At 55.7% G+C, this 24,444-nt stretch carries 21 protein-coding genes, 1 tRNA gene and 1 pseudogene; 6 read left to right on the top strand and 17 right to left on the bottom strand.

What is annotated here, in order from left to right; all coding sequences use genetic code 11:
• Window positions 1–147: 147 nt before the first annotated feature.
• Both PT275_RS04870 and PT275_RS04875 read left to right on the top strand, forming a co-directional pair.
• Window positions 148–1,005 carry an amino acid ABC transporter permease gene (locus PT275_RS04870; RefSeq protein WP_277152877.1) on the top strand — a complete coding sequence of 286 codons (858 nt, stop codon included), beginning with the start codon at window positions 148–150 and terminating at the stop codon, window positions 1,003–1,005.
• Between the two features lie 70 nt (window positions 1,006–1,075).
• Window positions 1,076–1,954 (top strand): amino acid ABC transporter ATP-binding protein, encoded by an 879-nt coding sequence (locus PT275_RS04875; RefSeq protein ID WP_277152879.1) that lies wholly within the window; start codon window positions 1,076–1,078, stop codon window positions 1,952–1,954.
• A 167-nt stretch (window positions 1,955–2,121) separates the two neighbouring features.
• Here PT275_RS04875 and PT275_RS04880 read toward each other — a convergent pair whose 3' ends face one another.
• The 7 genes and pseudogenes from PT275_RS04880 to nusA form a co-directional block, all read right to left on the bottom strand.
• Window positions 2,122–3,519 (bottom strand): riboflavin kinase, encoded by a 1,398-nt coding sequence (locus PT275_RS04880; RefSeq protein WP_277152881.1) that lies wholly within the window; start codon window positions 3,517–3,519, stop codon window positions 2,122–2,124.
• Between the two features lie 208 nt (window positions 3,520–3,727).
• The gene (locus PT275_RS04885) at window positions 3,728–4,558 is read right to left on the bottom strand and encodes a 5'-methylthioadenosine/S-adenosylhomocysteine nucleosidase (protein ID WP_277152883.1); all 831 of its coding nucleotides are present in this window, start codon (window positions 4,556–4,558) and stop codon (window positions 3,728–3,730) included.
• A 52-nt stretch (window positions 4,559–4,610) separates the two neighbouring features.
• On the bottom strand, window positions 4,611–5,711 hold the full coding sequence (locus tag PT275_RS04890) for a hypothetical protein (protein ID WP_277152886.1): 1,101 nt from the start codon (window positions 5,709–5,711) through the stop codon (window positions 4,611–4,613).
• Window positions 5,712–7,214: 1,503 nt separating this feature from the next.
• Window positions 7,215–8,573 (bottom strand): tRNA pseudouridine(55) synthase TruB, encoded by a 1,359-nt coding sequence (locus PT275_RS04895; protein WP_277152888.1) that lies wholly within the window; start codon window positions 8,571–8,573, stop codon window positions 7,215–7,217.
• Window positions 8,557–9,039, bottom strand: coding sequence for a 30S ribosome-binding factor RbfA (gene rbfA / locus PT275_RS04900; RefSeq protein ID WP_277152890.1), 483 nt, complete (start codon window positions 9,037–9,039; stop codon window positions 8,557–8,559). Before rbfA ends, PT275_RS04895 begins: the two co-directional genes overlap by 17 nt.
• 625 nt (window positions 9,040–9,664) lie before the next feature.
• Window positions 9,665–12,529 (bottom strand): annotated as a pseudogene (gene infB, locus PT275_RS04905) (translation initiation factor IF-2); the annotation flags it as partial.
• Window positions 12,530–12,712: 183 nt separating this feature from the next.
• Window positions 12,713–13,780, bottom strand: coding sequence for a transcription termination factor NusA (gene nusA, locus PT275_RS04910; protein ID WP_277152892.1), 1,068 nt, complete (start codon window positions 13,778–13,780; stop codon window positions 12,713–12,715).
• An 85-nt stretch (window positions 13,781–13,865) separates the two neighbouring features.
• Between nusA and PT275_RS04915 the strand changes: the two genes are divergently transcribed.
• The 4 genes from PT275_RS04915 to PT275_RS04930 all read left to right on the top strand — a co-directional run bounded on the left by PT275_RS04915 (window position 13,866) and on the right by PT275_RS04930 (window position 17,929).
• A complete protein-coding gene (locus tag PT275_RS04915) occupies window positions 13,866–14,783 on the top strand; it encodes a hypothetical protein (protein WP_277152894.1) in 918 nt (305 codons plus the stop codon).
• A gap of 846 nt (window positions 14,784–15,629) precedes the next feature.
• Complete coding sequence (locus PT275_RS04920) at window positions 15,630–16,475, top strand: AzlC family ABC transporter permease (RefSeq protein ID WP_277152896.1); 846 nt, start codon at window positions 15,630–15,632, stop codon at window positions 16,473–16,475.
• A complete protein-coding gene (locus PT275_RS04925; protein ID WP_277153668.1) occupies window positions 16,475–16,810 on the top strand; it encodes a branched-chain amino acid transporter permease in 336 nt (111 codons plus the stop codon). The genes PT275_RS04920 and PT275_RS04925 overlap by 1 nt, the downstream gene beginning before the upstream one ends.
• A 777-nt stretch (window positions 16,811–17,587) precedes the next feature.
• The gene (locus tag PT275_RS04930; RefSeq protein ID WP_277152898.1) at window positions 17,588–17,929 is read left to right on the top strand and encodes a DUF2568 domain-containing protein; all 342 of its coding nucleotides are present in this window, start codon (window positions 17,588–17,590) and stop codon (window positions 17,927–17,929) included.
• A gap of 185 nt (window positions 17,930–18,114) precedes the next feature.
• On the opposite strand, the gene PT275_RS04935 is transcribed toward PT275_RS04930, so the two are convergent.
• From PT275_RS04935 to PT275_RS04980, 10 genes are all read right to left on the bottom strand, one after another.
• Entirely contained in the window at window positions 18,115–18,288 is a 174-nt protein-coding gene (locus PT275_RS04935; RefSeq protein ID WP_277152900.1) for a hypothetical protein, read from the bottom strand.
• A 533-nt stretch (window positions 18,289–18,821) separates the two neighbouring features.
• Window positions 18,822–18,906, bottom strand: a tRNA-Ser gene (locus tag PT275_RS04940).
• A 205-nt stretch (window positions 18,907–19,111) separates the two neighbouring features.
• Complete coding sequence (locus PT275_RS04945) at window positions 19,112–20,221, bottom strand: tRNA pseudouridine synthase A (RefSeq protein ID WP_277152903.1); 1,110 nt, start codon at window positions 20,219–20,221, stop codon at window positions 19,112–19,114.
• A 254-nt stretch (window positions 20,222–20,475) separates the two neighbouring features.
• The gene (gene rplQ / locus PT275_RS04950) at window positions 20,476–21,114 is read right to left on the bottom strand and encodes a 50S ribosomal protein L17 (RefSeq protein WP_277152905.1); all 639 of its coding nucleotides are present in this window, start codon (window positions 21,112–21,114) and stop codon (window positions 20,476–20,478) included.
• Between the two features lie 91 nt (window positions 21,115–21,205).
• Complete coding sequence (locus PT275_RS04955) at window positions 21,206–22,201, bottom strand: DNA-directed RNA polymerase subunit alpha (protein ID WP_277152907.1); 996 nt, start codon at window positions 22,199–22,201, stop codon at window positions 21,206–21,208.
• 79 nt (window positions 22,202–22,280) lie between these two features.
• The gene (rpsK, locus tag PT275_RS04960) at window positions 22,281–22,679 is read right to left on the bottom strand and encodes a 30S ribosomal protein S11 (RefSeq protein ID WP_277143872.1); all 399 of its coding nucleotides are present in this window, start codon (window positions 22,677–22,679) and stop codon (window positions 22,281–22,283) included.
• 105 nt (window positions 22,680–22,784) lie between these two features.
• Entirely contained in the window at window positions 22,785–23,162 is a 378-nt protein-coding gene (gene rpsM / locus PT275_RS04965) for a 30S ribosomal protein S13 (protein WP_277143870.1), read from the bottom strand.
• Between the two features lie 126 nt (window positions 23,163–23,288).
• The gene (gene rpmJ, locus PT275_RS04970) at window positions 23,289–23,402 is read right to left on the bottom strand and encodes a 50S ribosomal protein L36 (protein WP_043164480.1); all 114 of its coding nucleotides are present in this window, start codon (window positions 23,400–23,402) and stop codon (window positions 23,289–23,291) included.
• A gap of 19 nt (window positions 23,403–23,421) precedes the next feature.
• A complete protein-coding gene (infA, locus tag PT275_RS04975; protein ID WP_003808114.1) occupies window positions 23,422–23,640 on the bottom strand; it encodes a translation initiation factor IF-1 in 219 nt (72 codons plus the stop codon).
• A 201-nt stretch (window positions 23,641–23,841) separates the two neighbouring features.
• Complete coding sequence (locus PT275_RS04980; protein ID WP_277152909.1) at window positions 23,842–24,402, bottom strand: adenylate kinase; 561 nt, start codon at window positions 24,400–24,402, stop codon at window positions 23,842–23,844.
• Window positions 24,403–24,444: the final 42 nt, after the last annotated feature.

The following is a 24,444-nucleotide window of genomic DNA, read 5'->3' on the forward strand; positions in this document are numbered from 1 at the left end:
TTCCAAATCGGTAGGAACAACATAACTTGCCAAAAACGAATGGCGATTCTTTGACCATTTACAGTCTGAAACGGCCAAATGGTTGAAGGGTCACACTACAATCACTTCTTGTCAGACCGTCGATTCCCTTCACCAGATTGGTCATCAATGCCTCAGACTGCAACACAAAACATCAGTGCCATCGAGCTCGAGCGCCAAGGCTACTTACGTAAACAGAACCTGCGCTCCGTCGCTATCAGCGTCGTCAGCACCCTGGTACTCGCCGCACTTATCGTCATAGGACTCAAGGTTTCCCCTGGCTGGCCGAACGTACGCGAATCGTTCTTCTCAGGCAAATACTTCGCGCAATCCTTCCCGGTCGTTCTCAAAGGCCTGTGGCTCAACCTTGAGGTGCTGCTCTTCGCCACCGTGGGTGTAGCGATTCTGGGCACGGCGCTGGCCATGATCCGTATCAGCACCTCCCCGCTGCTTTTCCCGCTTCGTGCGCTGGCAACGCTGTACACCACGCTGATGCGCGGCATCCCCATGATCGTGCTGCTGTATCTGATCGGCTTCGGCATTCCCGGCCTCAACATTTTCGGACGTATCCCCGCCGCCGTTCTCGGCACCATCGCCATCATCCTCGATTACTCGGCGTTCGTCGGCGAAGTCCTGCGTGCCGGCTTCCAGGATGTCCATCCCTCACAACGCGCCTCGGCACGTTCTCTGGGGCTTACCAGCGGCCAGACCATCCGTATCGTCATCATTCCGCAGGCGCTGCGCAACGTCGCCCCGGCGCTGATGAACGACTTCATCTCCATGCAGAAGGACGCGGGCCTGATCTCCACACTCGGCGCGGTCGACGCGGTTCGCGCGGCGCAGATCACCGTGGCACAGACCTACAACTTCACCCCCTACGTGGTGGCCAGCGTGCTTTTCATCTGCACCAGCGTGCCCTTCATCCTCCTGAACGACTGGTATTCCAAGCGGCTGCGCGGCCGCGAACAGGGCATGGGCGTGGTATGAGCGAGAACGCCACCAACCCGATCAGTCCGATCAATCCGTTTCGGCGTCGAATTCTGAAAGCCAGGTACCAATGAGCGAGACCAATTCACAGACTCAAGATCAAGGCACGCTGTCGCCAACGCAGACGCGGGGCACGCAATCATCGCAGCCCCAGACCGCTGCAGCCGTTTCGACCGCCGACGCCACCTCCTCCGATGTCGTCAAACCCGTTCTGCACCTCGACAACGTGAAGAAGACCTACCGCAACGGCAAGGTCGAGAACCATGTGCTCAGAGGCATCTCCTTCGATATCAACCCGCACGAGGTGGTAGCGCTTCTGGGCCCTTCCGGTTCCGGCAAATCGACGCTGATGAAGTGCATCAACCTTTTGGAACGCGTCGACGACGGGCAGATCTGGCTCAACGGCACCGACATCACCGACCCTCGCGTCAACGCGGACAAGTCCCGCGCGCGTATCGGCGTGGTGTTCCAGCAGTTCAACCTGTTCCCGCACATGAGCGTGATCAAAAACGTGACGCTGGGTGCCATCAAAGTCCACCACTGGCCCAAGGATAAGGCCGAAGCCAAAGCACACGAACTGCTGCAGCGCATTGGGATGGACACCAAGGCCAAGGCCTACCCCGACCAGCTTTCCGGCGGCCAGCAGCAGCGCGTCGCCATCTGCCGCGCGTTGATGACCGACCCCGAACTCCTGCTGCTCGATGAGATCACCTCCGCGCTCGACCCGATGCTCGTAGGTGAGGTGCTGGAAATGGTCACCGAGCTCAAAGACCGCGGCACCACTATCCTGATGGCCACCCACGAGATGGAATTCGCCCATCATGCCGCCGACCGCGTGGTGCTGCTCCAGCAGGGCGTCATCGCCGAAAACGGCACACCAAAAGAAGTCATGGAGGAATCGCAGAACCCTGCCACCCGCGAGTTCTTCAGTCACTTCCGCGAGGTGTGAGTACTCGCCTCTCCACCTGTGCGGACGCATACACAAAAACAAACCGGTAATAATAAAACGTCGCAATCACGTCACGGATCAAAACCGCGATGTGATTGCGACGTTTCTTATTCTGCTAGAAAATATGTTACCTGTCAGAAATCGTCAGACTTTGCGCTTATATTGTATTACTTCGCGTCGGTAATCTCCAGCGTCTGGTCCGCGTAATCCTGCAACGCGGCCTTGAGCTCGTCGGTACCGTCGAACTTGACCTGGCCACGCAGGAACTGTGTGAACTCGACACGCACCTTGTGGTCGTAAAGTTCCAGCCAATCCTTGGTGACGCAATATGGCTCGATGACGCGTTCATTGATGCCGGTCTCATCGCTATACGTCGGCTTGGTACCAATGGAAATGGCGGCAGGCCAACGCCACGGCGAACCTTCAGCCATGCGCATCTCATCCGAAGGCGAGGCAAGATTGGCGGCATCCCCGCCACCGACAGCACGGCTTTCCTCAGCAGGTCCGCCGCCATTGCCATTACCAGCGTTAGCGCCGTTCACCGTACTGTTCGTACCATTGCCGGCATTACCGCCATTTGCGGCGTTGTCACTGTTTTCGTTGCCATTCACACCATTGCCGGTTTTATCATAACCAGCGTTGCCGGTGTTGTTGCCGCCACTCTTAGCGCCATCAATCGGCCCCAAATCGACCAGCCAACCGGCGTAGACGCCGTCAACCGGCACATAGCCTTCGACCACCTGCGCCAAGTTCGCGGTGGGGAAGCCGATCTCGCGCCCACGCTGCTCGCCATGCACCACCGCGCCTTCGACGGCATGGTCGTGTCCCAAAATCTCGGCAGCGGCCTTCACACACCCCTGCGAAAGCAGGTAGCGCACGTTGGTCGAGCTCCAGACCCGCACCTTGCGGCAGTTGTTCTTCTTGGTCCACGCGCGCAGCTCGGCCTTGTTCATGCCCTCCCGCGGGTCCTGCGGCTCGCCGATGCCTTCCGGCATCTTCGGCTCAAAATGCGCGGGAACCCACGTATAGCCGGGCCCCAAATCATCGACCACGTCAAGCTCGAAGACGCGCGTGGCCTCGCAAAGCTCCTGAATGGCCTTGATATCGCCCTTGCGATTCGCACCCAACGCCGCGTCCTGCCCGAGCACGAGGGTGCGCATACCGAGCTTGCCGACCATCTGGCCCAGGAAGAAGCGGAACGATTTGGCCGCGAACGCCATCGTATAACGCAATACAATTACGCGATCCACGCCGAGCTCCCGCATGACTCGCGCGCGCTGCTCTACGGAACTCAACGCCTGGACGTCCACGAAACCTTTCGGCAGATCCATGTCGTCGTGCTCGTTGGCATAGGTGTGCGCGAGCGCCGGCCGCGGGTCGAGAACCATCACCACAGCCAGCGAATCGGTCTGTTTCGCCAGCTCCACGACGCGCTTGATGACGGCCTGATGCCCCTTGTGCATGCCGTCGAACACGCCGATCGTCATCACCGCGCGCTTGTGCGAGCTCAGGGTGGGCCAATCTACCAATCCGTTATGGTCGGGTGTCAACCTGGTGATTTTCATCAAAATCCTTTGTCTCGTTTGCCGCAAGCTATTTTATCAGCCGAACCGCCCACGCGAAAGCCCCTTTTCTTGAGGCTTTATATACGATTGGCAAGTATATTTGTCATACGCGAAGATAATTTTCAGCACTACTCGGCACATGGAGAACAGGGCGAATCGGCTTGTGGGACCAATCGACAATTCCATCATCACCAAGCGTTACAGCCCTTTATCTACCGATATGTGAGACCACTCCGAGCGTGACCATTCCCGCATTATCCGCAGCCCCCTGCATGTTGCGCTCGTGCGCGTTGAGGTCGTCGTACGCTTCGCCGCAAGGATTGCTGATGCCACGAATGCACAGGAACGGCACGCCACACTTGCCTGCGATCTGGGCGGCAGGAGCCTCCTCCATCGCCTCGCCTTCGGCGCCGAAGCGCTCAACCAGCTCCTTGAGCACATCCGGGTCAGTGTTGAAGCGGTCGCTGGTGGAAATGTTGCCCACCACATAATGTTGGTCTTGCATCCCGGGACCAACGGCTATTCCTGAAACCGAACTTTCGGCATCTAAGCGTTCCGGCCGCACGTCTCGCACCAGCGAACTGGGCATGCCGACCAATTCCCGCTGCGAAGGGATGCGTCTGAATCCGGTCTGTTCCACCGACTCGATCGCGGCCTCTACCAGCTTCTTGTCCGAGGGAAAATACTCGAGATACGGCGGGCATTCGGCGATGATCGGCGTATTCGTTTCCGCATAATGCTGTTCGGCGCAAATGAGAATGTCGCCGACGGCAAGTCCGGGGTTGATGGAACCAGCGATGCCGCTGAAAATCAAGGCTTTTGGTGTATAGCGGTCGATGATGAACTGAGAGGCCGAAGCCGCGTTAGCCGCCCCCATACCGCCCACGCACACCACAAGCGGCACGCCTTTATAGGAGCCAGTGGTCACGCGGTTGTTCAGAATGGTTTCGGTCTGCGCATCATCCATTTTCGAGACGATAAGCTCGGCTTCGCGCTCGAGCGCACACTGCACGGCGATAACACAATTTTCGGTATTCATACCCCAATTCTCCCCGCCGTAAGCGACATCAGTACGATACGGGAAAATCGGTTTAGCGGGATAACGCCTTGCGCCTTGCACGCTGCGTAATGATGGCCAGAACGGCCACAGATGCCAACGATATAAACAGGTATGACCACGAGCCCCAGCCGCTGCCGGTCATCGGCAAGGAGCTCAGCGTCTCCTCCATCGACAGGGTGATGGGTTCGCTCGTATTGCCGCTGCTATCGGAGACCGTAATACGAACTTTACGGGCTCCAGTTACGCCCGCTGGCTGGTCGACGAAGAACTTTCCGCCGTCAGCAGTAGACATCGTTGACGATTGATGGGGCACACTACTTTCGGTCCAACTAATGACCGCACCCGTCGAGTCAAGCCATTCGACGGTCACTGTGTCGCCATCTTCCGCGACGCCAGCCGACTTGTCGGAGCTGTTCACCCCGCCCGTGACCTTGCCGTCCAGCGCTCTTGCCCCATCGGCCACATGCGGAGCCACGACGTCCACGGTCGTGCTCTTCTCGCCCGTCCAGATGCTGGTGTCGCCTCCGCTGCTGACAATTTGGGCCTTGACAGATATGGGTATCCCTCTGCCTACGAGGTCAGCGGCTTTGATAGACGCGAAGTCAGTGAAGTCCGACGACCAGTTATTACCATCACGCACCGCGTCGGCATCGACCTCGTGAGACGCACTATCCGTACCGACCCACTTCCAGTGGGCCACAAACTTGTCGTCAGTCAGCAGAGGTCCACCGTCAACGGCGTCAATCGAACCTGCGGCATTTACACTTCTGCCACCACCTACCAACGTATGTGGCCATGTTATCGTATTGATAATCGGAATAGGCACCTTCTGCCAGACCGCATACAGCAATGTTTCCACGAGGTCATCAAACGAAACCTGCTGGCCCGGCATATATTGAGGCGATTTTGCTGTTGGGCTTCTGCTCCAACCAGCCAGACGATAACCATCACGCTTGAGACCAGCGGACTGGGGCATCGTGACCGTAGTCGACTTGAACCCATCTGGGAATGTCGCTGAAACCGGAGCCGGCGCGGTTCCTCCATCGGCGACACCGCCACCATTTAAGTCATAAGAGACACTTGCTGTGGTTCCCGATACCCCATACCACTGGCTAGTAGATCTCGGTCCCAAATTATAGCGATTCGACCCCTCTCCATTAACATGGCACTGAGAATTAATCGATTTCCACGTTTTATCTTCCGAGATCCAATTACTTCCTACAGGTATATCACCTCCCATATCGGAATAGCATCCTCTCATCCACTGCCCCGCACCTAATCGCATGAATCTCACTGGGGAACCACCCGCGAAAAAACCATGGCCATTACCTTCATACGACCAGCCTACGCTGAGTATTCTGCTGAAATTCCAACCAGACAAATCAAGGGCGGTCAATGAAGTTGAATGGAACGTTCGCCACATACTAGAAACATTACTTACATTAAGATGTTCAAGACCGTTAATGGAGACCATAGAAGTCATACCCTCGAACAATCCATAAAGACTTGTCAATCCAGTAGTGTTAGTCCAATTTTCAATAGTGAAGCGAACGATTTGCGAACGATACGGATACCATGGCATATATATGATTGAACGATTCTGTGAAATACGCGCCGATTCCACAACAAAATGGCAACTGGCAGTCAAATCCCACTTGATGTTGTCTCCACCGCTACCTGTCCAAGTTTGATCGGATTTCGGCGTGCACGTCGCTTGCGTAGAGGGAGACGAATCTCTTTCAAGTCCTTCTGCCTCAGGCGTGCCACTGGCATCGGAGTTGTCTTGTTCTGCGTTTGAAGATGAATCGTCATCGCTACGCTCTGCCTTTTTGGCGCCATCCGAAGCATCAGACGCATCACTGGCATTGGGATCCATCTGTTTTGAATGAGGAGATGAATCATCATTGCTATGTTCTGGCTGTTGAACATCATCTGAGCTATAAGCCGGTGCTGTAGGAGATTTTTCGACATCTGACTTATTGACGGACTGACCACTATGGTCGCTATTTGAAGCTGCAGAACCATCATGCACGCTATCAGAAGTCATCTGACTGCCATGATTATCACTAGAAGTCGCAGCATCGCCATGCTCACTATCAGAAATGGTCTGGCTTCCGCGCTTATCGCTAGAAGTTACCTGATTGTCTTGATCGTTTTTCACACCATCTGAAACAGATGCGTTATCAGACCCACTTGATGCATTACTTTGCGAACTTTGAAGCGATTGGGGGGGGAGTGGGATTCCCGTTCTGACTGATTGGCGATATACCGGAATCAACAGAAGCATCTTTTACAATGGAAATTGGCGTCTCATTGGCTGCGGGCGCCGCATTGGCGACCGACGGACACAGAACGGAAAGCGCAATAACCGCGCATGCGAGCACCGTTCCTTTGCCGAAACGCATAATATCTCTCCTATTGATATTTTTAAACCGATAAAACCAGACAGCACTTTGTATTATACGGCATCTTGAATACATCGCCACTCACAACACCCAACCAACTCAGCTATACTAGGTTTTTTGTTGAGCAAATCAATACACTGACCGGCGCTAGTGCCTCTGCCAGGTCATTAGCGCCTTTCTTCGTTGATTTTCCAAGCTAAAAACTTACGTGAAGAGGCACTACTGACCTGTTAGAGGCAACTTTGCGGGAACACCAATGCCGACTTGACCTCGTGAGCATTGGCCGACTCAAGGATCGCCACAACTTCGCCGGTTTCAAGAACATAGGCGGCGGCAAATTGAACGGGAGATGTTGACCTCGCAGTAAACGCAACTACATCGCCGGACACTTCGGCAATATCGCCGTCTTCTGCCACGATTCCAGAGACCTTACCAACAGTTTGCCGACTGTTTGACCGCACCGACTCTGCACTCACTGCCTCAACGGTTCCAAAGTCCTCACGAACGACTTGCCGACCGCCTAGCTGGGCAGATTTCACACTGCTCTTCTCAACAGTTTCAAAGCCCTCACCATCGGATTGAGCCAAGCTCATCTTCAAACGACGACCGTAACGCAGTTCATCCGCATCATGTTGCGTAATCGGGATAAGCGGCATCGTGCGTTGCGCGGCTTCCAACATCGTCAGGGAGCGATGTTTCAGCTCGTCGGCATCAACGTCCAACACGGCCTTGTTCAGGGTCAGTGTCACACCCTCGCGATTGGTAAAGGTGTGCGGCTTGGCATGTGCTGTGACCACACGTTCGGCCAATTGTGGATCGGCCAGATCGAACTTCCCGACCCGCGTGCGACGCAGCCTCGTCAGATAACCGCCGCCTCCCAAAAGCTGCCCCAAATCGCGTCCGAGTGAACGGATATACGTACCTGTCGAGCAGCTGATGCGCACGTCGACGTCAACGACAGAAGTGGTTGCATCTGCAGACCCGTTCACATTATTTTCAACATCAAGTTCATCGATTTTTGCCTCGGCATTGCGAGCGCCCAGCACGGTGAATTCGCTGATGGTGACCGGACGGGCGTCGAGCTCGACTTCTTTGCCTTGACGTGCCAGCTCGTAGGCGTGACGGCCATTGACGCGAACTGCGGAATAGGAACTCGGCACCTGTTCGATATCGCCGGTCAGATGCTCCTTGATAGTTTGCTCAATCTGCTGGAGCGTCAGCGTATGGACTTCGCCAGTCTCATTATGTTGATCGCTACGTAAAGATTGGGACGAATCATCCGCCAACCTCACCGGTGCAACAGTGGTGATATCGCCTTCGGAATCGTCGGTGGTGCTGGTCTGTCCGAGGCGAATGGTGGCTTCGTAAGTCTTCGTATGATCGACGATGTAGTTGAGCAAGCGCGTGCCGTGTCCGAAACCGATGACCAATACGCCCGAGGCTTGCGGATCAAGTGTGCCTGCGTGGCCGACACGACGCATGTGCAGCTCCCCGCGCACGGCCGCCACCACGTCGTGGCTGGTCACGCCGAGCGGCTTGTCGACCACCAGAAGCCCCGAAAGTTCCGGCTGCTTATTCTTCTTCGACACCGTCATCCTCAAAATCGGCGGCGGTCTTCTTCTTGCGAGGCTCGACATACGGGTCCGCATCGCCGGCGTACTTCGCGTTTTCGCGCGCTTTGTCCAGCTCTTCGTCGCGCTTGTGAGCGGTGACCAGAATGTCTTCGATCTCGTGCGCCTCGCTCGGCACCTCGTCGTAAATGAACTGCAGCTGCGGGGTAAGCCGCAGCCCGGCCTTCGCGCCTACCAGCGAACGGAGCCTGCCGGTGGCCTGCTTCAACGCTTGTTCGGCACGCTTGCGCTCCCCCTCGGCCTTGCCTTCCTGCCCCAGCTGCGTCCAGTAGACGCGGGCGATCTGCAGATCGCCGGTGACGCGCACGTCGGTGATGGTGACGCCGTTGAGGCGCTTGTCATGCAAGGTGCGTTCCATCGACGAGGCGATGACGCGCTGGATCAACGCCGCGATACGCGCGGCCCGTGGATTGGTTCCTGCCATAACGTTTCCTTCTTATTCTTACTGTTACGTTTCATGATACAGACTGTTGAGAATACGAGTTTACCAGTCGAAAATATCGTCACACTGCCGGAATTGACACATCCTGAACTTTCCAATGCCTGTGTCCTGCGCCGACCACATTTATAGCACTGAGAACAATACCGTCAACGGTGTCAAACAGGTCTTCCCCAGCAGTAACCACCTCTGTCCCATGTCGAAGCGGCTGCAGTTGGATACCAAATAGGTCTTTCCCAGCAGTAACCATCCCTATGGTGCTGGAAAAGACGCATATATTCACGCCAAATACGACATTTCCAGCACAACAATACGGTTTACTGCTGGAAACAACGCATACAGAACCGCTAAACAAGTCTTTTCCAGCACAATAGTGTGGCTTACCGCTTTGAAAAACGCATTTTAATCCCTGCGCACATAATGCTGTCGCCCGCCGCACACAACCAACCTCGCGACGGGCGACTAGCACTCAATAATCAGATCGGTCTGATGACGAATCAGACCGTCCCATTCACTTCTTCTTAGAATCGGCCTTGGGAGCCGGCGCCTTGAGTTCATCCTTGGTGTCGTCGGACTTGTTGGAATCGTCCTTCTTCGAAGGCTGGCTATCCTTGCGTTCGATCTCGCGCATCTCGAAGGTCTCGATGATGTCGCCTTCCTGGATGTCGTTGAAGGACCCCAGGTTGATACCGGCCTCGTAGCCTTCCTTGACGGACTGCACGTCATCCTTGAAACGACGCAGCGAAGAGATCTCCAGGTCGTTGACCGTGGTGACGCCGTTGCGTAGGATGCGCGCCTTGGTGCCACGCTTGACCTCGCCGTCCAAGACCATGACGCCAGCGATGTTGCCGAACTTGGAGGAACGGAAGATCTGGCGGATCTCGGAATGGGAGGTGGTGACCTCTTCGTATTCCGGCTTGAGCATACCCTTGAGGGACGCCTCGATGTCTTCGATCGCCTTGTAGATGATGGAGTAGTACTTGATCTCCACGCCCTCGCGTTCGGCGAGGTCCGCGACCTGACGGTTCGGGCGGACGTTGAAGCCGATGATGACGGCCTTGTCCACGCTTGCCAGGTTGACATCGTTCTGGGTAATCGCGCCGACGCCACGGTGGATGACCTGGATGCCGACCTCGTCGGAAACGTCGATCTTCATCAGGGAATCTTCCAGCGCCTCGACGGAACCGGAGGAATCGCCCTTGATGACGATGTTGAGCATGTCGACTTCGGACTTGGCGAACTGTTCCTTGAGGCTTTCCAGCGAAACAACCTTGCGGCGCTTGGCCAGCTGGGCTGCACGTTCGGAGGCCTGACGCTTTTCGGCGATCTGGCGGGCGGTACGGTCATCGGGAGCGACCAGGAAGAGGTCGCCGGCGCTTGGCACGCTGGTCAGGCCAAGAACCTGCACAGGCGTGGAAGGCTCTGCCGCCTTCATCGGTTTACCGTCCTCGTTGAGCATCGCACGTACACGGCCGTATGAAGTGCCGGCCACAATGGCGTCGCCCACATGGAGCGTGCCCTGCTGCACCAGCACGGTCGCCACGGCACCGCGGCCTTTGTCGAGCCTTGCCTCAACGGTCGCGCCACGTGCGTCCATATCAGGGTTGGCCTTGAGGTCGAGTTCCGCATCGGCGGTCAGAAGAATCGCTTCGAGCAGCTTGTCGACGTTGGTACCAAGTTTCGCGGAGATGTCGACGAACATGGTGTCGCCGCCATACTCTTCGGGAACCAGGCCGAATTCGGTCAGCTGGCCGCGCACTTTTTCGGGGTTCGCACCAGGGACATCGATCTTGTTGACCGCCACGACGATTGGCACCTTGGCCGCCTGCGCGTGGTTGATGGCCTCGACCGTCTGCGGCATCACGCCGTCATCGGCCGCGACGACCAAGACCGCGATATCGGTGAGCTCTGCACCGCGGGCACGCATGGCAGTGAATGCCTCGTGGCCAGGGGTATCGAGGAAGGTGATCTTGCGTGGCTTGTCTTCGAGATTGACGGTGACCTGATAGGCACCGATGCGCTGGGTGATGCCGCCGGCCTCTCGTGCGGACACATTGGTCTTGCGGATGGTGTCGAGCAGGCGCGTCTTGCCGTGGTCGACGTGGCCCATGACGGTGACCACCGGCGGGCGCGGCTTGAGATTCTCGTCATCCTGCAGCTCTTCTTCATCAAGATTGATGTCGAACTGTTGGAGGATTTCCTTGTCTTCCTCTTCGGCGGAAACGATCTTGATATTCCAGCCGATTTCCTCGCCCAAAATCTGGAAGGTCGCTTCATCAAGGGACTGAGTGGCCGTAACCATCTCGCCCAAGTGGAACATGACCGTCACCAAAGCGGCAGGATTGACGTTGATCTTCTCGGCGAGGTCGGCCAACGTCGCACCTTGACGCAACTTGATGGTCTTGCCGTTGCCAGTAGGGATGCGAACACCGCCGATGGTGGGAGCTTTGATCTCCTCGTAATCACGACGTTTCGCGAGCCTGTTCTTACGAGCCCTGGAGGACTTGCCCCCTTGTCGGCCGAATGCACCTGCAGCGCCGCCACGTCCGCGACCACCACCACGGGACGGGCCACCGCCCTGATAGCCACCGGAGCTGGGACCGCCGCCGAAGCGGTTGCCGCCGCGGCCTTGGGATTCACCCTGCCCTTGGCCTTGGCCAGGACGATTGTGTCCCCACTGCCCTGGCCTTGCGCCTTGCTCCGAACGCCCGTTACGGAATCCGCCGCGGCCGCCGCCATTACGTCCACCGCCATTACGTCCACCGCCGCGGCCATTGCTGACAGTAGGGCGAGCCATGGGATGCGGGCGCGGGATGCCGCTGGGCATGGGCACATGCATACCCTGCTTGCGGCTGAATGGATTGTTGCCCGGACGCGGCCCGGAAGCCGTGTGCTGCCCGTGTGAGGCGGTAGGCTGTGCCCCACCATTGCCACCATTGTTCGGACGAGGAGAACCATTGCGCGAAGAGTTGTTCGCACCCGACCTCATGCCGCCGTTGCCGCCGCCGAAACGCTGGTTGTTACGAGGGCCGGGCATGCCGCTCTGGCGACGCCCGTGATCACGGCTACCATGTTCGCTGCGGCCCCGATTGTCCTCGTATTCTCGGTTTCCACCCTCATGGCGCGAGCCATGTGCCTGTTCGCCACGCGAAGATCCGTGATGCTGTCCCATTCCCGGCTTAGCCGAGAAATGAGGACGTGATTCCTGGCTGGTTTTTGCGGCGGTTGTGCCCTGATGCTGATGGCTGCCGCTCGGTTTGGCACTGTGTGCCTGGGACTTGGATTTTCCGGAATCCCCATTTGCTCCGGAATTGTTATTTTGAGGGAACGCGGCCCGCAATTTGCGAACAACCGGCGCTTCCACTGTGGAGGATGCGGATTTGACGAACTCTCCCATGTCCTTCAACTTCTGAAGGACGGCTTTGCTATCTACGCCAAACTCTTTAGCGAGTTCATATACGCGCTGTTTTGCCACTCAGTTTTCTCCTACTATTGTGACCGCGCGTACATGCACGGTCAATGTATTGTTACGGCGAGCTTACCCAGACTCATCGTGCGACCATGATTGTGTTACCTCGTCTCTTGCCGACATGCAGGCACATTACGTGCTACATTCGGATTACTATATTCCAGCATACTCGTGATGCTGGATTGCGGACTATTGCTCGTTTCCTGCCGTTTTGCCCTCTTCGGCGGCCTTGGCGGCGGCTTGCGCCTGCGCTGCGGCGTGTGCCTCGCTGGATTCGATGCCGATCTTCCAACCGGTGAGTTTGGCGGCAAGACGGGCGTTCTGGCCTTCCTTGCCAATAGCGAGCGAAAGCTGATCGTCATGGATATAGGCGATGGCCGTCTTGTTCTTTTCGCTGACGATATCGACGCCAGTGGCGACGGCCGGCGAAAGCGCCGAACCGACGAATTTGGCTGGATCCTTCGACCAATCGACGATGTCAATCTTTTCGGGACCAAGATTTTCCATCACTGCACGCACACGGGCACCGCCGGGACCAATCAGAGCACCCTTGGGGTTGACGCCTTCGGTGTTGGCGCGAACGGCAATCTTCGTACGGGCACCGGCTTCGCGAGCAATCGCCATAATGGCGACCGCGCCAGATACCAGCTCCGGCACCTCGCGTTCGAAGAGCTTGCGCACCAATTCGGGATGCGAGCGCGACACGACGATCTCCGGACCCTTCAGGCCGCGGCCGACAGTGACGACGTAAACGCGCAGACGATCGCCGTGGCGATAATGCTCGCCAGGCACCTGCTCACGTTTGGGTAGGATCGCCTCAACGTCGCCCACGGCGACATGCACGTTGGCCGGATCCTTCGTGTCCTGCTGAATGACGCCGGTGATGAGCTTGCCCTTCTGGCCGGCGAAAGCGCCAAGCACACGCTCGTCCTCCGCGTCACGGAAGAGCTGACGAATCACTTGGCGGGCCGTCGAAGCGGCCAAACGCCCGAAATCATGCGGCGTATCGTCGTATTCCTCACCCAGTTCAGGACGCGGATGCGGATCCTCTTCGGTAGGCTCCACAGGCTTTTCGTCCCTTGCCCAGATGGTGAAAGTGCCGGCGCGATCGTCAAGTTCGACGCGGGCATGCTTCGCCGGGTGTGATGTTTTGCTGTAAGCCAATAGCAACGCCTCAGAAAGTGCGTTATCAAGTGTTTCAGAATCGATTCCCTGCCCCGCCGCGAGCTGATGAATACCTGTCAGGTCCAGTTCCATGGTCGCAAGACCTCCCTATATGAAATTATCTGTCGAGCTTTTCTAAGCCCCATTAAGTCATAATCATTCGGTATTCTAGTGGTTTATGCAGACACGTCGTAATTTTTCCTCTTCGCGCAATTTCCTAGGTCGACGCGTCTTTCCGGTGGCCATTATCGCCGCTCTCGCCTTGCCTTTAGCGGCCTGCAACGCACCGCGAATCGAATCGCCGGTCGAGCAGGCCGGCCCTTGCAGGACCGCCTATAGCGATGCGGTGTCGGCCACAAGCCATACCACCGCCGGTCACCCGTTCATCGACCGTTATCTTTCCGCAGGCAACGCCGCCCAAGCATGGCGATATGCATCCACCGTGTGCTCCTCGCAATTTAGTGTATACGCCATGAAAAGCACTCAGATGCAATGGCTGCAAAAAAGCCTTTCGCCGCTTGTCGGAGCCAATCCTGTTTTTTCTAACGCGGCCTTGGCCAACCTCAACAATGTCATTGCCTTGCGTGCCAACAACACGACGCTCGGTGCTTTGGCATTGGCCGAGGACCGCGCCGGCTTCGAAATCGAAGTCCTTGCGGCTAAAGGCGTACCCCATGCAACCCTGCAGTTAAGCGACAACCACAAGGCCATAGCCGCCAGGCTCATTTCATTGGAGGCTGCCAACACGACCGACCCCAGCCAGACCAGCGACCCACGTCAAAAGGTCTATGATGTCGCCAATCTCATCGCCCATCCCAATACCATCATCGACCCCTCCACAGGCCTGCAGGCATCAACGGTGTCGGTTGTCGAGATGGATTGCGCGCGAGAATCGCTGACCGCGCTACAGCAGGCACTGCCGGTATCCAACAAAACCGACGAGGCCTCTTCCGGTGCCACCGATGACACTTCAAACAGCCAAAGAAGCGAAAGCAGCAGCAAATCCTTGGCCGTACTTTCCGACCTGATTGGTTCACGAGCCTATCTGGCCCTGTCACTGGGCTACCCGGCTTTCGACAACGCCTTATTCGGGTGACGTAGACATCGATACGACAAATCGCAAGACACTATTGATCAGGATTGTCAGGCTCTACGGACCCAAGCTCAATGGCTGGACACAAGTTTTCATGGGATAGTGTGTTTTGTGGGAACAGGCGTTTTCAGGTCTCTTTAATCTTTATCCTCCTTGAATAAAAGCAACGAGACATTTTGTCTGATACTGGCCGTATGGCTGGCGTCATGCCCTTGGCAATCCCAAACAAGCCGGGCATCAGTCTACGAATCCGGCTTCCGTGTCGGAAAGGACAGGCCGGTCAATCACACTCGACACACCCGAAAAGCCCATAACCCGACAATTAACCTCGAATCCAGCAAACATAAACAAAAGCCTCTAAAGTTTTTGACTTTAGAGGCTTAAGGCGGATAAGGCGAGATTCGAGCGAAAACGTCGTTTAAAACGTTGGGATCATTAGATTTCCCACGTTCATCCAAAGTACCTGCGCCCCGTATCTCGCACCGTTAGAAATGTTTCCTTACGGTTACATACGGGTCTATACGACACGCCTATATCCTCAGATCAATCCCTTTCCTTGGCGTAAAAAGTTCAACCCGGCGAACACGTCATCGACCCCGCCTGTATTTCCAACAGGCCGGGTGACGGATGGGTGTGGTGCGAGATCGACGTGCATAGCCAAGGTACCGATGACGACGAGCAGGTCACATCCTGCAATCAACTACTTCGAATACAGGAGACCAGGCCGTCCAGACACTACCGGCATGTTGCATGAGGTATCAAAGAATGAATCCTACTTTTGTGATTATCGTAAAACCTGTTAGAGTGCCCCAAGCAGCCGATAACTTCAAGTTGCATGAGTTTGAAAGGATGGGAGCAAAGGTGGGCAGAAGATTCCATGCGTTCCGTGTCGCCTTGCCGTATACGTTCCCGACCTGGGCCGGGCTCTTCTTCCCTGCGCTTTCCTATGGTCTCCTGATGTTTTCCAAAGGGTTCCCGATTATTTATCCAATATGCATGAGTGCTCTTATCTTTGCTGGATCGATGGAATTCGTCACGATTGACCTGTTGCTCAGTGCTTTTAACCCGCTAGTGGCATTCATCATGACGCTTATGGTTAATGGCCGTCACATCTTCTATGGGCTTTCGATGCTCGACACCTACCGTGGTACAGGCTGGAAGAAGCCGTTTCTCATTTTCGGCATGTGCGACGAGACCTTTGCTGTCAATTCATCCGTCAAAGTGCCGGAAGATACAGACCGCGGATGGTTCATGCTATGGATCACGTTGATCAATTGGAGTTCCTGGGTGGCAGGCGCCACACTTGGCTGGCTTGTAGGAGGTGTGCTGCCGTTCAGCACCAAAGGCGTCGAATTTGCAATGACGGCGATGTTCTTTGCCATTGTTCTCGACGAATGGGACGAATCGCATAGCCTCAAAGGCCACACCCCGGCCATGGTCGGCGTGCTGGTGTCGTTGATCTGCCTCATTGTCTTCGGTCCGAAGAACTTCATGCTGCCCACTTTGCTGGTGATGCTGCTGGCGTTCGTGCTTTTGCGCCCATATCTTACGGAGCTCAAAGACAAGGGCGATGGCCTTTCCGACGATATCGAAGCCGCGCAGGAAAGCAGCACGGAAGGCACAGACCTTCGCTCGAAAACGAATAACAGCGGTGACGATGACCAAGACATCGACGGAAAGCCGGTGAAACGATGATGACCATGAGCGTGCTACAAAGCGTCATCACCGTCGCGGTGGTGGTGCTGGGAACGGTCCTGACCCGCTTCGGGGCGTTCATCCTCTTCCCCGAATCGAAGACACCCCCCAAGTTCGTGCGCTATCTGGGTCGGGTATTGCCACCGGCCATCATGGGCATGCTGGTGATCTATTCACTGAAGAACGTGTCGGTGACCTCCGGCAGCCACGGCATCCCCGAGGCCCTGGCCCTGCTTGCCGTCATCATCCTGCACCGCTGGAAACACAACATGCTCCTCTCGATTTTCGGAGGGACCGCGCTGTATATGATATTGGTGCAACTGGTCTTCGTATGAGCAGAACCAGATTGGAATCTATTACGCATCGGCAATAGAAACCCCGACACCAAACTGAACTGCACCCCATAAGAGGAAGTTATAGGAGTGTAAGTGTATTGATGTGTATATACAGTTCCAAAAGATGAACAGTCATAACACGGGAATCGTTGACATCACTGGCTTTTCGATAAAAAAATAGGGTTCTGAGTAGCCTAGATATCCAGAACCCACTTGTAAGGGCGAGATTCGAGCGAAAATATGTCTTGTTTCGTTGGAAACATTGACTTTTCTGCTTTCGTCCGCATCCATTACACCCCGCATCTCACCCCGTTGCATATGTTTCTTAAAGGTTACATACGTGCCTAAACGACATGCCAACAGTTTTTATAACATATCCTTCCCTTGGCGAATTCCTCGAATGGAACCCTAAAACAGGCAGACAAAACTGCTGAGACTCCGATGGCATATATGCGACAAACCAAAATCTCCGCTCCCGTCTGTTTCGTTCACCCGAGACGCAGCTTCGCTGAATATCGGCATATCCGCCGAAACCATATAGACCGGCAGCCATCGCATATATAACTGATTCGCATATTTCGCAGAAAAAGGGAATCGTATATCCCAGTCAAGTCGGTACGCCATTGCATCCGGCCAAAAACCCGAACCCCGCACTCCTTCCTCCTTTGCGGGCAGCCCTGCATCAAAAGGCTATTCAACAATCGATGATAAAATGCCTATCGTTTCCAATGGCGGCAGGGTCCAATCCTTGCCCGAAATCAGGGAAGAGGATTTTAGATGACAGGTGTTCTTTCGGCGATTGTGGCCGGCGTACGTTTTCTTCTGGAAGCCGCCACTGTCATCGGTCTCATGGCGGGAGGCGGGTTCCTTTCCAAGAACGTCCCAGCCAAAATCCTATGGGTAGCCATCGGGGTCATCATCACCATCGTTTGGGCAAGGTACGGCGCGCCTGGCTCCGCGCACGTACTGCCGAAATACGGAAAGCTCTGTCTGGAACTCGTCGTCTACACCATCGGGTCAATCGGGTTCCTCCGCATCTTCGGCACCGCCATCGGCCTCGCCTACATCGCCGTCGCAGTCATCGACCTTATCCTGATGTACGCCCTCAACCTCGAATAACAAGACAGCCACCGTAACTCATCCCGGCGACCGTAACAGCCAGAAATGCACTAATACTGGCACAAGATAGATAAAGGCCGGACATCGGCGTCGCGGCACGTGTGCCGACTTGGGAAATAGAACAGGACGGCAGGAATCAACGAGAAGGAAAGGGACCCGCCCGGACAGGCCGGACGGGCTTTTACCTAGCGGTGACTATGCCTACTGCAGTAGTCCATGACCAGCAGGTAGCCGATAATGGCCACGAGCATGATGTTGGTGACGATGTTGTCCGCCTTGGCTATCAAGGCGGCGACGATCGCCACGATGGACTCCCTCAGATAGCTGTCACCATTAGGCCCTTTCTGTGTTTTGGGCATTGTATACCCTATCTACAAAGCCGCGCCACGTAATGACGCGGCAGCGGCGTACGAGTCGGATGGCCCGCACGGACACCGGAAGCGTTACCTGTCCGGCGACCATATCATCGTATCCGACGGGCGGAATCTCGATGGGTACGATATACTGGTGGCATGTCGGGTACGGCAGCGTTACCCATCCGGATCATAAAGGCGGGCAAAAAGCTTTTCACCGGATGGCGTCGAAACCGACGGGGCGTTTTTGAATCGTCCTTCTACAAGGCCGCGGGCCAACATCCGATTCGATTCGGATGTTGGCCCAACGGATTTCCAACCGTTTTCTTAGGGTTATAGGCCAAAAAGAGTTGGTTATAACCAGGGTTTGGCCTATAACCCCGGAGGTTTCCCACCCCGCATCTCACCCCGTTAGAGGAGTGTATTGAAGGGTCTATACGGTTCCATACGGAAAAGTCAGAAAAGGGCCAAAACCACTGTCACCATTGACTTTCCGGCAAAACAAAAGGGTTCCGAGCTTTAACTCGGAACCCTGATTGCGGATAAGGCGAGATTCGAACTCGCGGAGGATTTCTCCTCACACGCTTTCGAGGCGTGCTCCTTAGACCGCTCGGACACTTATCCATGCGCTACACAAAACGCAACTTTTCTAGTATAAGGCAACAGGCTTACCATCGCAACCGGGCGTGGCGCACATCATACTCATCGTTGTTTCGACATTCCTTTTTAGAGGAATGCCGCCCTACAGAAACAGAAGAGATAATCATTCTGTACGCTGACAAACAGTAGCGGTTTACTTCTTTACTGCTATTCGTCAGCGCAGGTGCTACTAATCCAACGTACGCCGGGCACGAATCGCTTGGGCTCGTCCAGCAAGTTCGTCATCCGGCGGGTACGCGACATGTTCAAGGGTCAGTCCACAAGCGGCGATGGGACCTGTCGAACCTTCGCGAACGGGATCTGCCATCTTGTGCGCGAACCAATCCAACGACTTGCGGTGCCGACCGATCTGCACGCACGCATTGACCAGCGAACGAACCATATTGTGCGCAAAGGCATCCGCCACGATGGTAAAGCACACCAATCCGGATTCAAGCGACGGGACGGCATAGCCGATGTTTTGCCAGGTTTCAACCTGGCTGCCACTGCCATCTACTGCACCTGCCCCGCCATTGCCACTTGCCGCGACGATGACGTCGGTTTCTGAATTATGGTCGATTCCAACCAGATTCCCATTGGTTTCGTAATCATCGTTCCCAACGCATTTATCGGCTTCTTTCGTTACTACAGGAACCGTCGAACGGGGAAAAAGCTCATCAGATTCAGGATTGTTTCCGTACATTCCGGTTATAGGCACACGTCGCCACACTGCCTTCTTGACCTCGCGAATCGTGGTGCCACCGGGATTGGGCGTGGCAAACGAGCCGAAATCATGCAGGCCAAGGGTCATCGCCGCCGCTTCATTCATCGCCGGAATATCAAGCGAATCCTCAAGTTCCCATACAAACCCACGCAGCCTTGGGTCAGCCGGCCTTGCACCATCGGCAATCCGATACACATAGGTACGTTCCAAAGCCGAAAATCGCGCATCGAAACCGTTCGGTGCCACACATATACCGTGCAAAGCAATGTCCTCTGGCAAATCATGATTCAACCGACGACGCAACGCTTCAATGGCTGGCACGTCCATGTGACCAACACATCGCTGAAGCGTCTGCCCCTGTACATCCAAGTGACAGACCTGATGAGCCGCGTGAACGCCGGTATCGGTACGTCCGGCCACCACCAGTCGCAACGGCTCGTCCATGTTGTCGACAGGCACTCGCAGAACGGTGTGTAAGGCATTTTCCACAACCCCTTGCACAGTACGCAAATCCGGCTGCCTTGCCCAACCGTGGAAGCCGCCACCATCATATGCCAAGTCAATTCGTAGTCTCATCGTTGTCAGTATACGTGCCACACCGGCTTGCAAACCCTTTGGATCGAAGATGCGAGAAAAATCAAGATAATACCGTTAAAATCATGATTTCACTCGCATGTTCGATTGAACATGCGACGATAATCAAGAAAAAACGAGCAAAAACCTGATTTTCCTCGCATCTAAAGTATGGCCCAGCAAGCCACACATACAAAGAAGGCCGGAGACTTTCATCTCCGACCTTCTTATGAAGAACATTCAGTGGATCTGGCGACTCACTTCTCTTCCTTATCAGCCTTCTTTGCAGGAGCCTTCTCGACTTCCTCGTCGACATCCTTGGCTTCGGTCTTCTTGACCTCAGCCTTGTCCTCGGCGACGTCGGCGTTTACTTCGGTCTCCTTGGCTTCAGCTTCGTCGACGGCCTTGTCCGTCTTGGTCTTGGCGGTCTCTGCGGTGTCCTTCTGAACCTTGGCTTCGGCCTCTTCGACCTCAGCCTTGTCCTCGGCGACCGCGGCGGAAGCTTCAGCTTCCTTCACGACGGACTCCTTGGCGCTCACCGGTTCGGTGACGAGCTCGATGATGGCGCGTGGCGCGTTGTTGCCCTTGGACGGGGCAATCTTGACGATGCGGGTGTAACCACCCTCACGCTGCTGCATCTGCTCGGCGATTTCGGTGAAAAGCTTATGCACGATGGACTTATTACGGATGACGCGCATCACGCGACGACGGCTGGCAAGATCCCCGCGCTTGGCGAAGGTGATCAGGCGCTCGGCCACAGGGCGGAGGCGCTTGGCCTTCGGCAGCGTGGTGACGATGCGGCCATGCTCGAACAGGCTGGTCGCCATGTTCGCGAGCATCAGACGCTCATGAGCCGGGCTTGAAGCCAGGTGTGGCCCTTTTCTAGGTGTAGGCATTATTACTCCTTAACGCTTCGGCCTTGCATCGTTCAGGTGGGCATACGCCCGAACATCCGAACGGTGCCGAAGCTTAAAATGAAGTTGGGTTTCACTCGTCCTCAGGCGAGAAGAAAGTACCACCTTCAAGGTTGTTGGTATCGAAGCCCAGCGGCGAGGCCTTCAGCGAGAGGCCCATGCTTTCGAGCTTCTCTTTGACCTCATCGATTGACTTCATACCGAAATTACGGATGTCGAGCAGATCCTGCTCGGTGTGGGACACCAATTCACCGACGGTGTGGATACCCTCGCGCTTCAGGCAGTTATAACTGCGCTGAGTGAGATTGAGCTCCTCGATCGGGATGGACATCTCCGGGTTGACTTCTTCTTCAACCGGAGCAGGGCCGACCTCGACGCCTTCCGCTTGCGTATTGAGTTCACGGCACAGGCCGAAGAGCTCAACCAACGTGGAACCGGCGGATGCGACGGCATCGCGCGGCGAAATCGCCGGCTTCGTCTCCACATCGAGAATGAGCTTGTCAAAGTCCGTGCGCTGTTCGACACGAGTTGCCTCGACTTTGTAGCTCACCTTAAGAACCGGAGAATAGATGGAATCGACCGGGATACGTCCGATTTCATCGTTGTCCTGCTTGTTCATCTGGGCCGGGACATAACCGCGGCCGCGCTCGACAGTGAACTCGATCTCGAGTTCGCCGTCTTCGGCGAGGGTGGCGATATGCATCTCGGGATTGGCGATGGTAACGCCGGCGGGAGGAGTGATGTCCCCCGCGGTGGCCTCGCCCTTGCCGCTCTTACGCAGATACATGACAACCGGTTCGTCATATTCGCTGGTAAGTACGATTCCCTTGATATTGAGCAGGATCTCGGTGACATCCTCCTCGACGCCGGGCAGAGTGGTGAACTCATGCAAGGCACCGGAGATACGCACCGAAGTGACTGCCGCTCCAGGAATGGAACTCAACAGGGTACGACGCAACGAATTACCGAGCGTGTAGCCGAATCCAGGTTCAAGCGGCTCGATAACGAAGCGGGAGCGCTGCGGATTCAGTGATTCCTCAGTAAGTTGCGGACGCTGTGCAATAAGCACTGTGTTATCCTTTCAGCTTCTGATCGGTGGGTCACTCACTGGTCATAAGCGGGTTGGACGGATGATTAAATGAAGTGCTTCAGACGCGACGGCGCTTCGGAGGGCGCACACCGTTATGGGCCTGCGGGGTGACGTCGGTGATGGAACCGACCTCAAGACCTGCGGACTGCAGGGAGCGGATTGCGGTTTCACGACCGCTGCCCGGGCCCTTTACGTAGACGTCGACCTTCTTGACGCCGTGCTCCTGCGCCTTGCGGGCGGCGGACTCAGCGGCCATACCTGCGGCGTAGGGGGTGGACTTACGTGAGCCCTTGAAACCGACATCACCACCGGAAGCCCAGGCCACAACCGCGCCCGAGGGATCCGTGATGGAGATGATGGTGTTATTGAAAGTGGACTTGATGTGCGCCTGACCGACCGGGACCGACTTGCGGTCACGGCGACGCGGCTTGCGCACGGCTTGCTTTGCAGCTGCCATTGATCCTCGTTTCCTAAATACGAATGATTCCTACGTCACGAAGAGCCTGGAACGTACGCAACACAACAAAGCGGCGCCCCGTCCCTCTTCATAACTGCTTAGGCCTTACTTGACGGCCTTTTTCTTTCCAGCGACGGTACGCTTCGGACCCTTGCGGGTGCGGGCGTTGGTCTTGGTGCGCTGACCACGCACGGGCAGACCATGACGATGGCGCTGACCCTGGTAGCAGTTGATCTGAATCTTGCGACGAATATCCGCATCGACTTCACGACGCAGATCGCCTTCAATCTTGTAATTGGCCTCAAGATAGTCGCGCAGCGTAATAAGCTGCTCATCGCTCAGATCCTTGACGCGGGTATCCGGATTCACACCGGTTGCGGCAAGCGTTTCCTTTGCGCGAGTACGGCCGACACCAAAGATGTAGGTGAGGGCGATCTCGATGCGCTTCTCATTGGGGATGTCGACTCCGGCAAGACGTGCCATTGCGATTCCTTCTATGTTTCCGTAGGTTTGTACCAAGTCATCCGGTTTCCCGGCTCGGGCCTACGTACCCGGGGTTCAGCGGTTGGGCTGCGACTCAGTACCTTTTTCTGGTCGGAGGTTTTCCGCTCAGCCTTGACGCTGCTTGTGGCGTGGGTTGGAGCAGATCACCATGACGCGACCGTGACGACGGATCACGCGGCAATTCTCGCAGATCCTTTTCACACTAGGGCTGACCTTCATGGTTTTCCTTTTCTGTACCTTACTTATAACGGTACGTAATACGACCACGGTTCAGATCATAAGGGCTCATTTCGAGGACCACACGGTCCTGCGGGAGGATACGAATATAATTCTTGCGCATCTTGCCCGAAATCGTGGCAAGCACGATGTGCTTGTTTTCAAGTTCCACGCGAAACATCGCGTTCGGTAGTGCTTCCACTACCTGACCTTCGACTTCAATCACACCGTCTTTAGCCATGAGCCTCATTCCGTTCTTTGGCCGATATTACATTGGTGGCGCATCCGAAAACACACCAACTTATTACTATAGCAAAAGTAGGGACCAAATTCGACACGGCGTGTTGCATTCAGCCCCTACTTGTGGTAATGAGCAAAAATGGTCTTCAATCACCTGATTGCATATCCGGCAGCGAGCAGATTGAAGACCCTACTCGTCCAATCAATCCAAAGCGTCGAAAATGGCCTTCGAAATATCTTCGATATCGCCTTCGCCATCGATGGGCACCAGACAGCCGCGTGACTTGTAGGTATCAAGCAGCGGTGCGGTTTCTTCGTCGTAGGTCTTGAGACGCTGGGCAATGGCTTCGGCATTGTCATCAGCGCGCCCCTCTTGCTCAGCGCGCTTGGCGATGCGACCCATGAGGATATCGCGGTCGGCGTCAAGAGCCACCACCTTGTCGAGCGGGGTGCCGAGTTCTTCAAGCATCTTGTCAAGCGCCTCGACCTGGACGGCATTGCGAGGATAGCCATCGAGAATCCAACCGTTCTTGGCATCGTCCATGGCCAAGCGATCCTTGACGATCTTGTTGGTCAGCTCGTCAGGAACGAGCTTGCCCTTGTCGGTATAGCTCTTGGCTTCCTGCCCCAGCGGAGTGTTGTTTTTCATGTTGTAGCGGAAGATATCCCCCGTCGAGATATGCGGGATGCCGTAATGCTCGGCGATCAGCTTGGCCTGTGTTCCCTTGCCCACTCCTTGCGGGCCCATGATGAGAAGACGCATATTGCTTCCTTTTGTAGTTGTGATTTTCTTATTGCAATTTTA

It is taken from the genome of Bifidobacterium sp. ESL0745, from assembly GCF_029433335.1.
Lineage (GTDB): Bacteria > Actinomycetota > Actinomycetes > Actinomycetales > Bifidobacteriaceae > Bifidobacterium.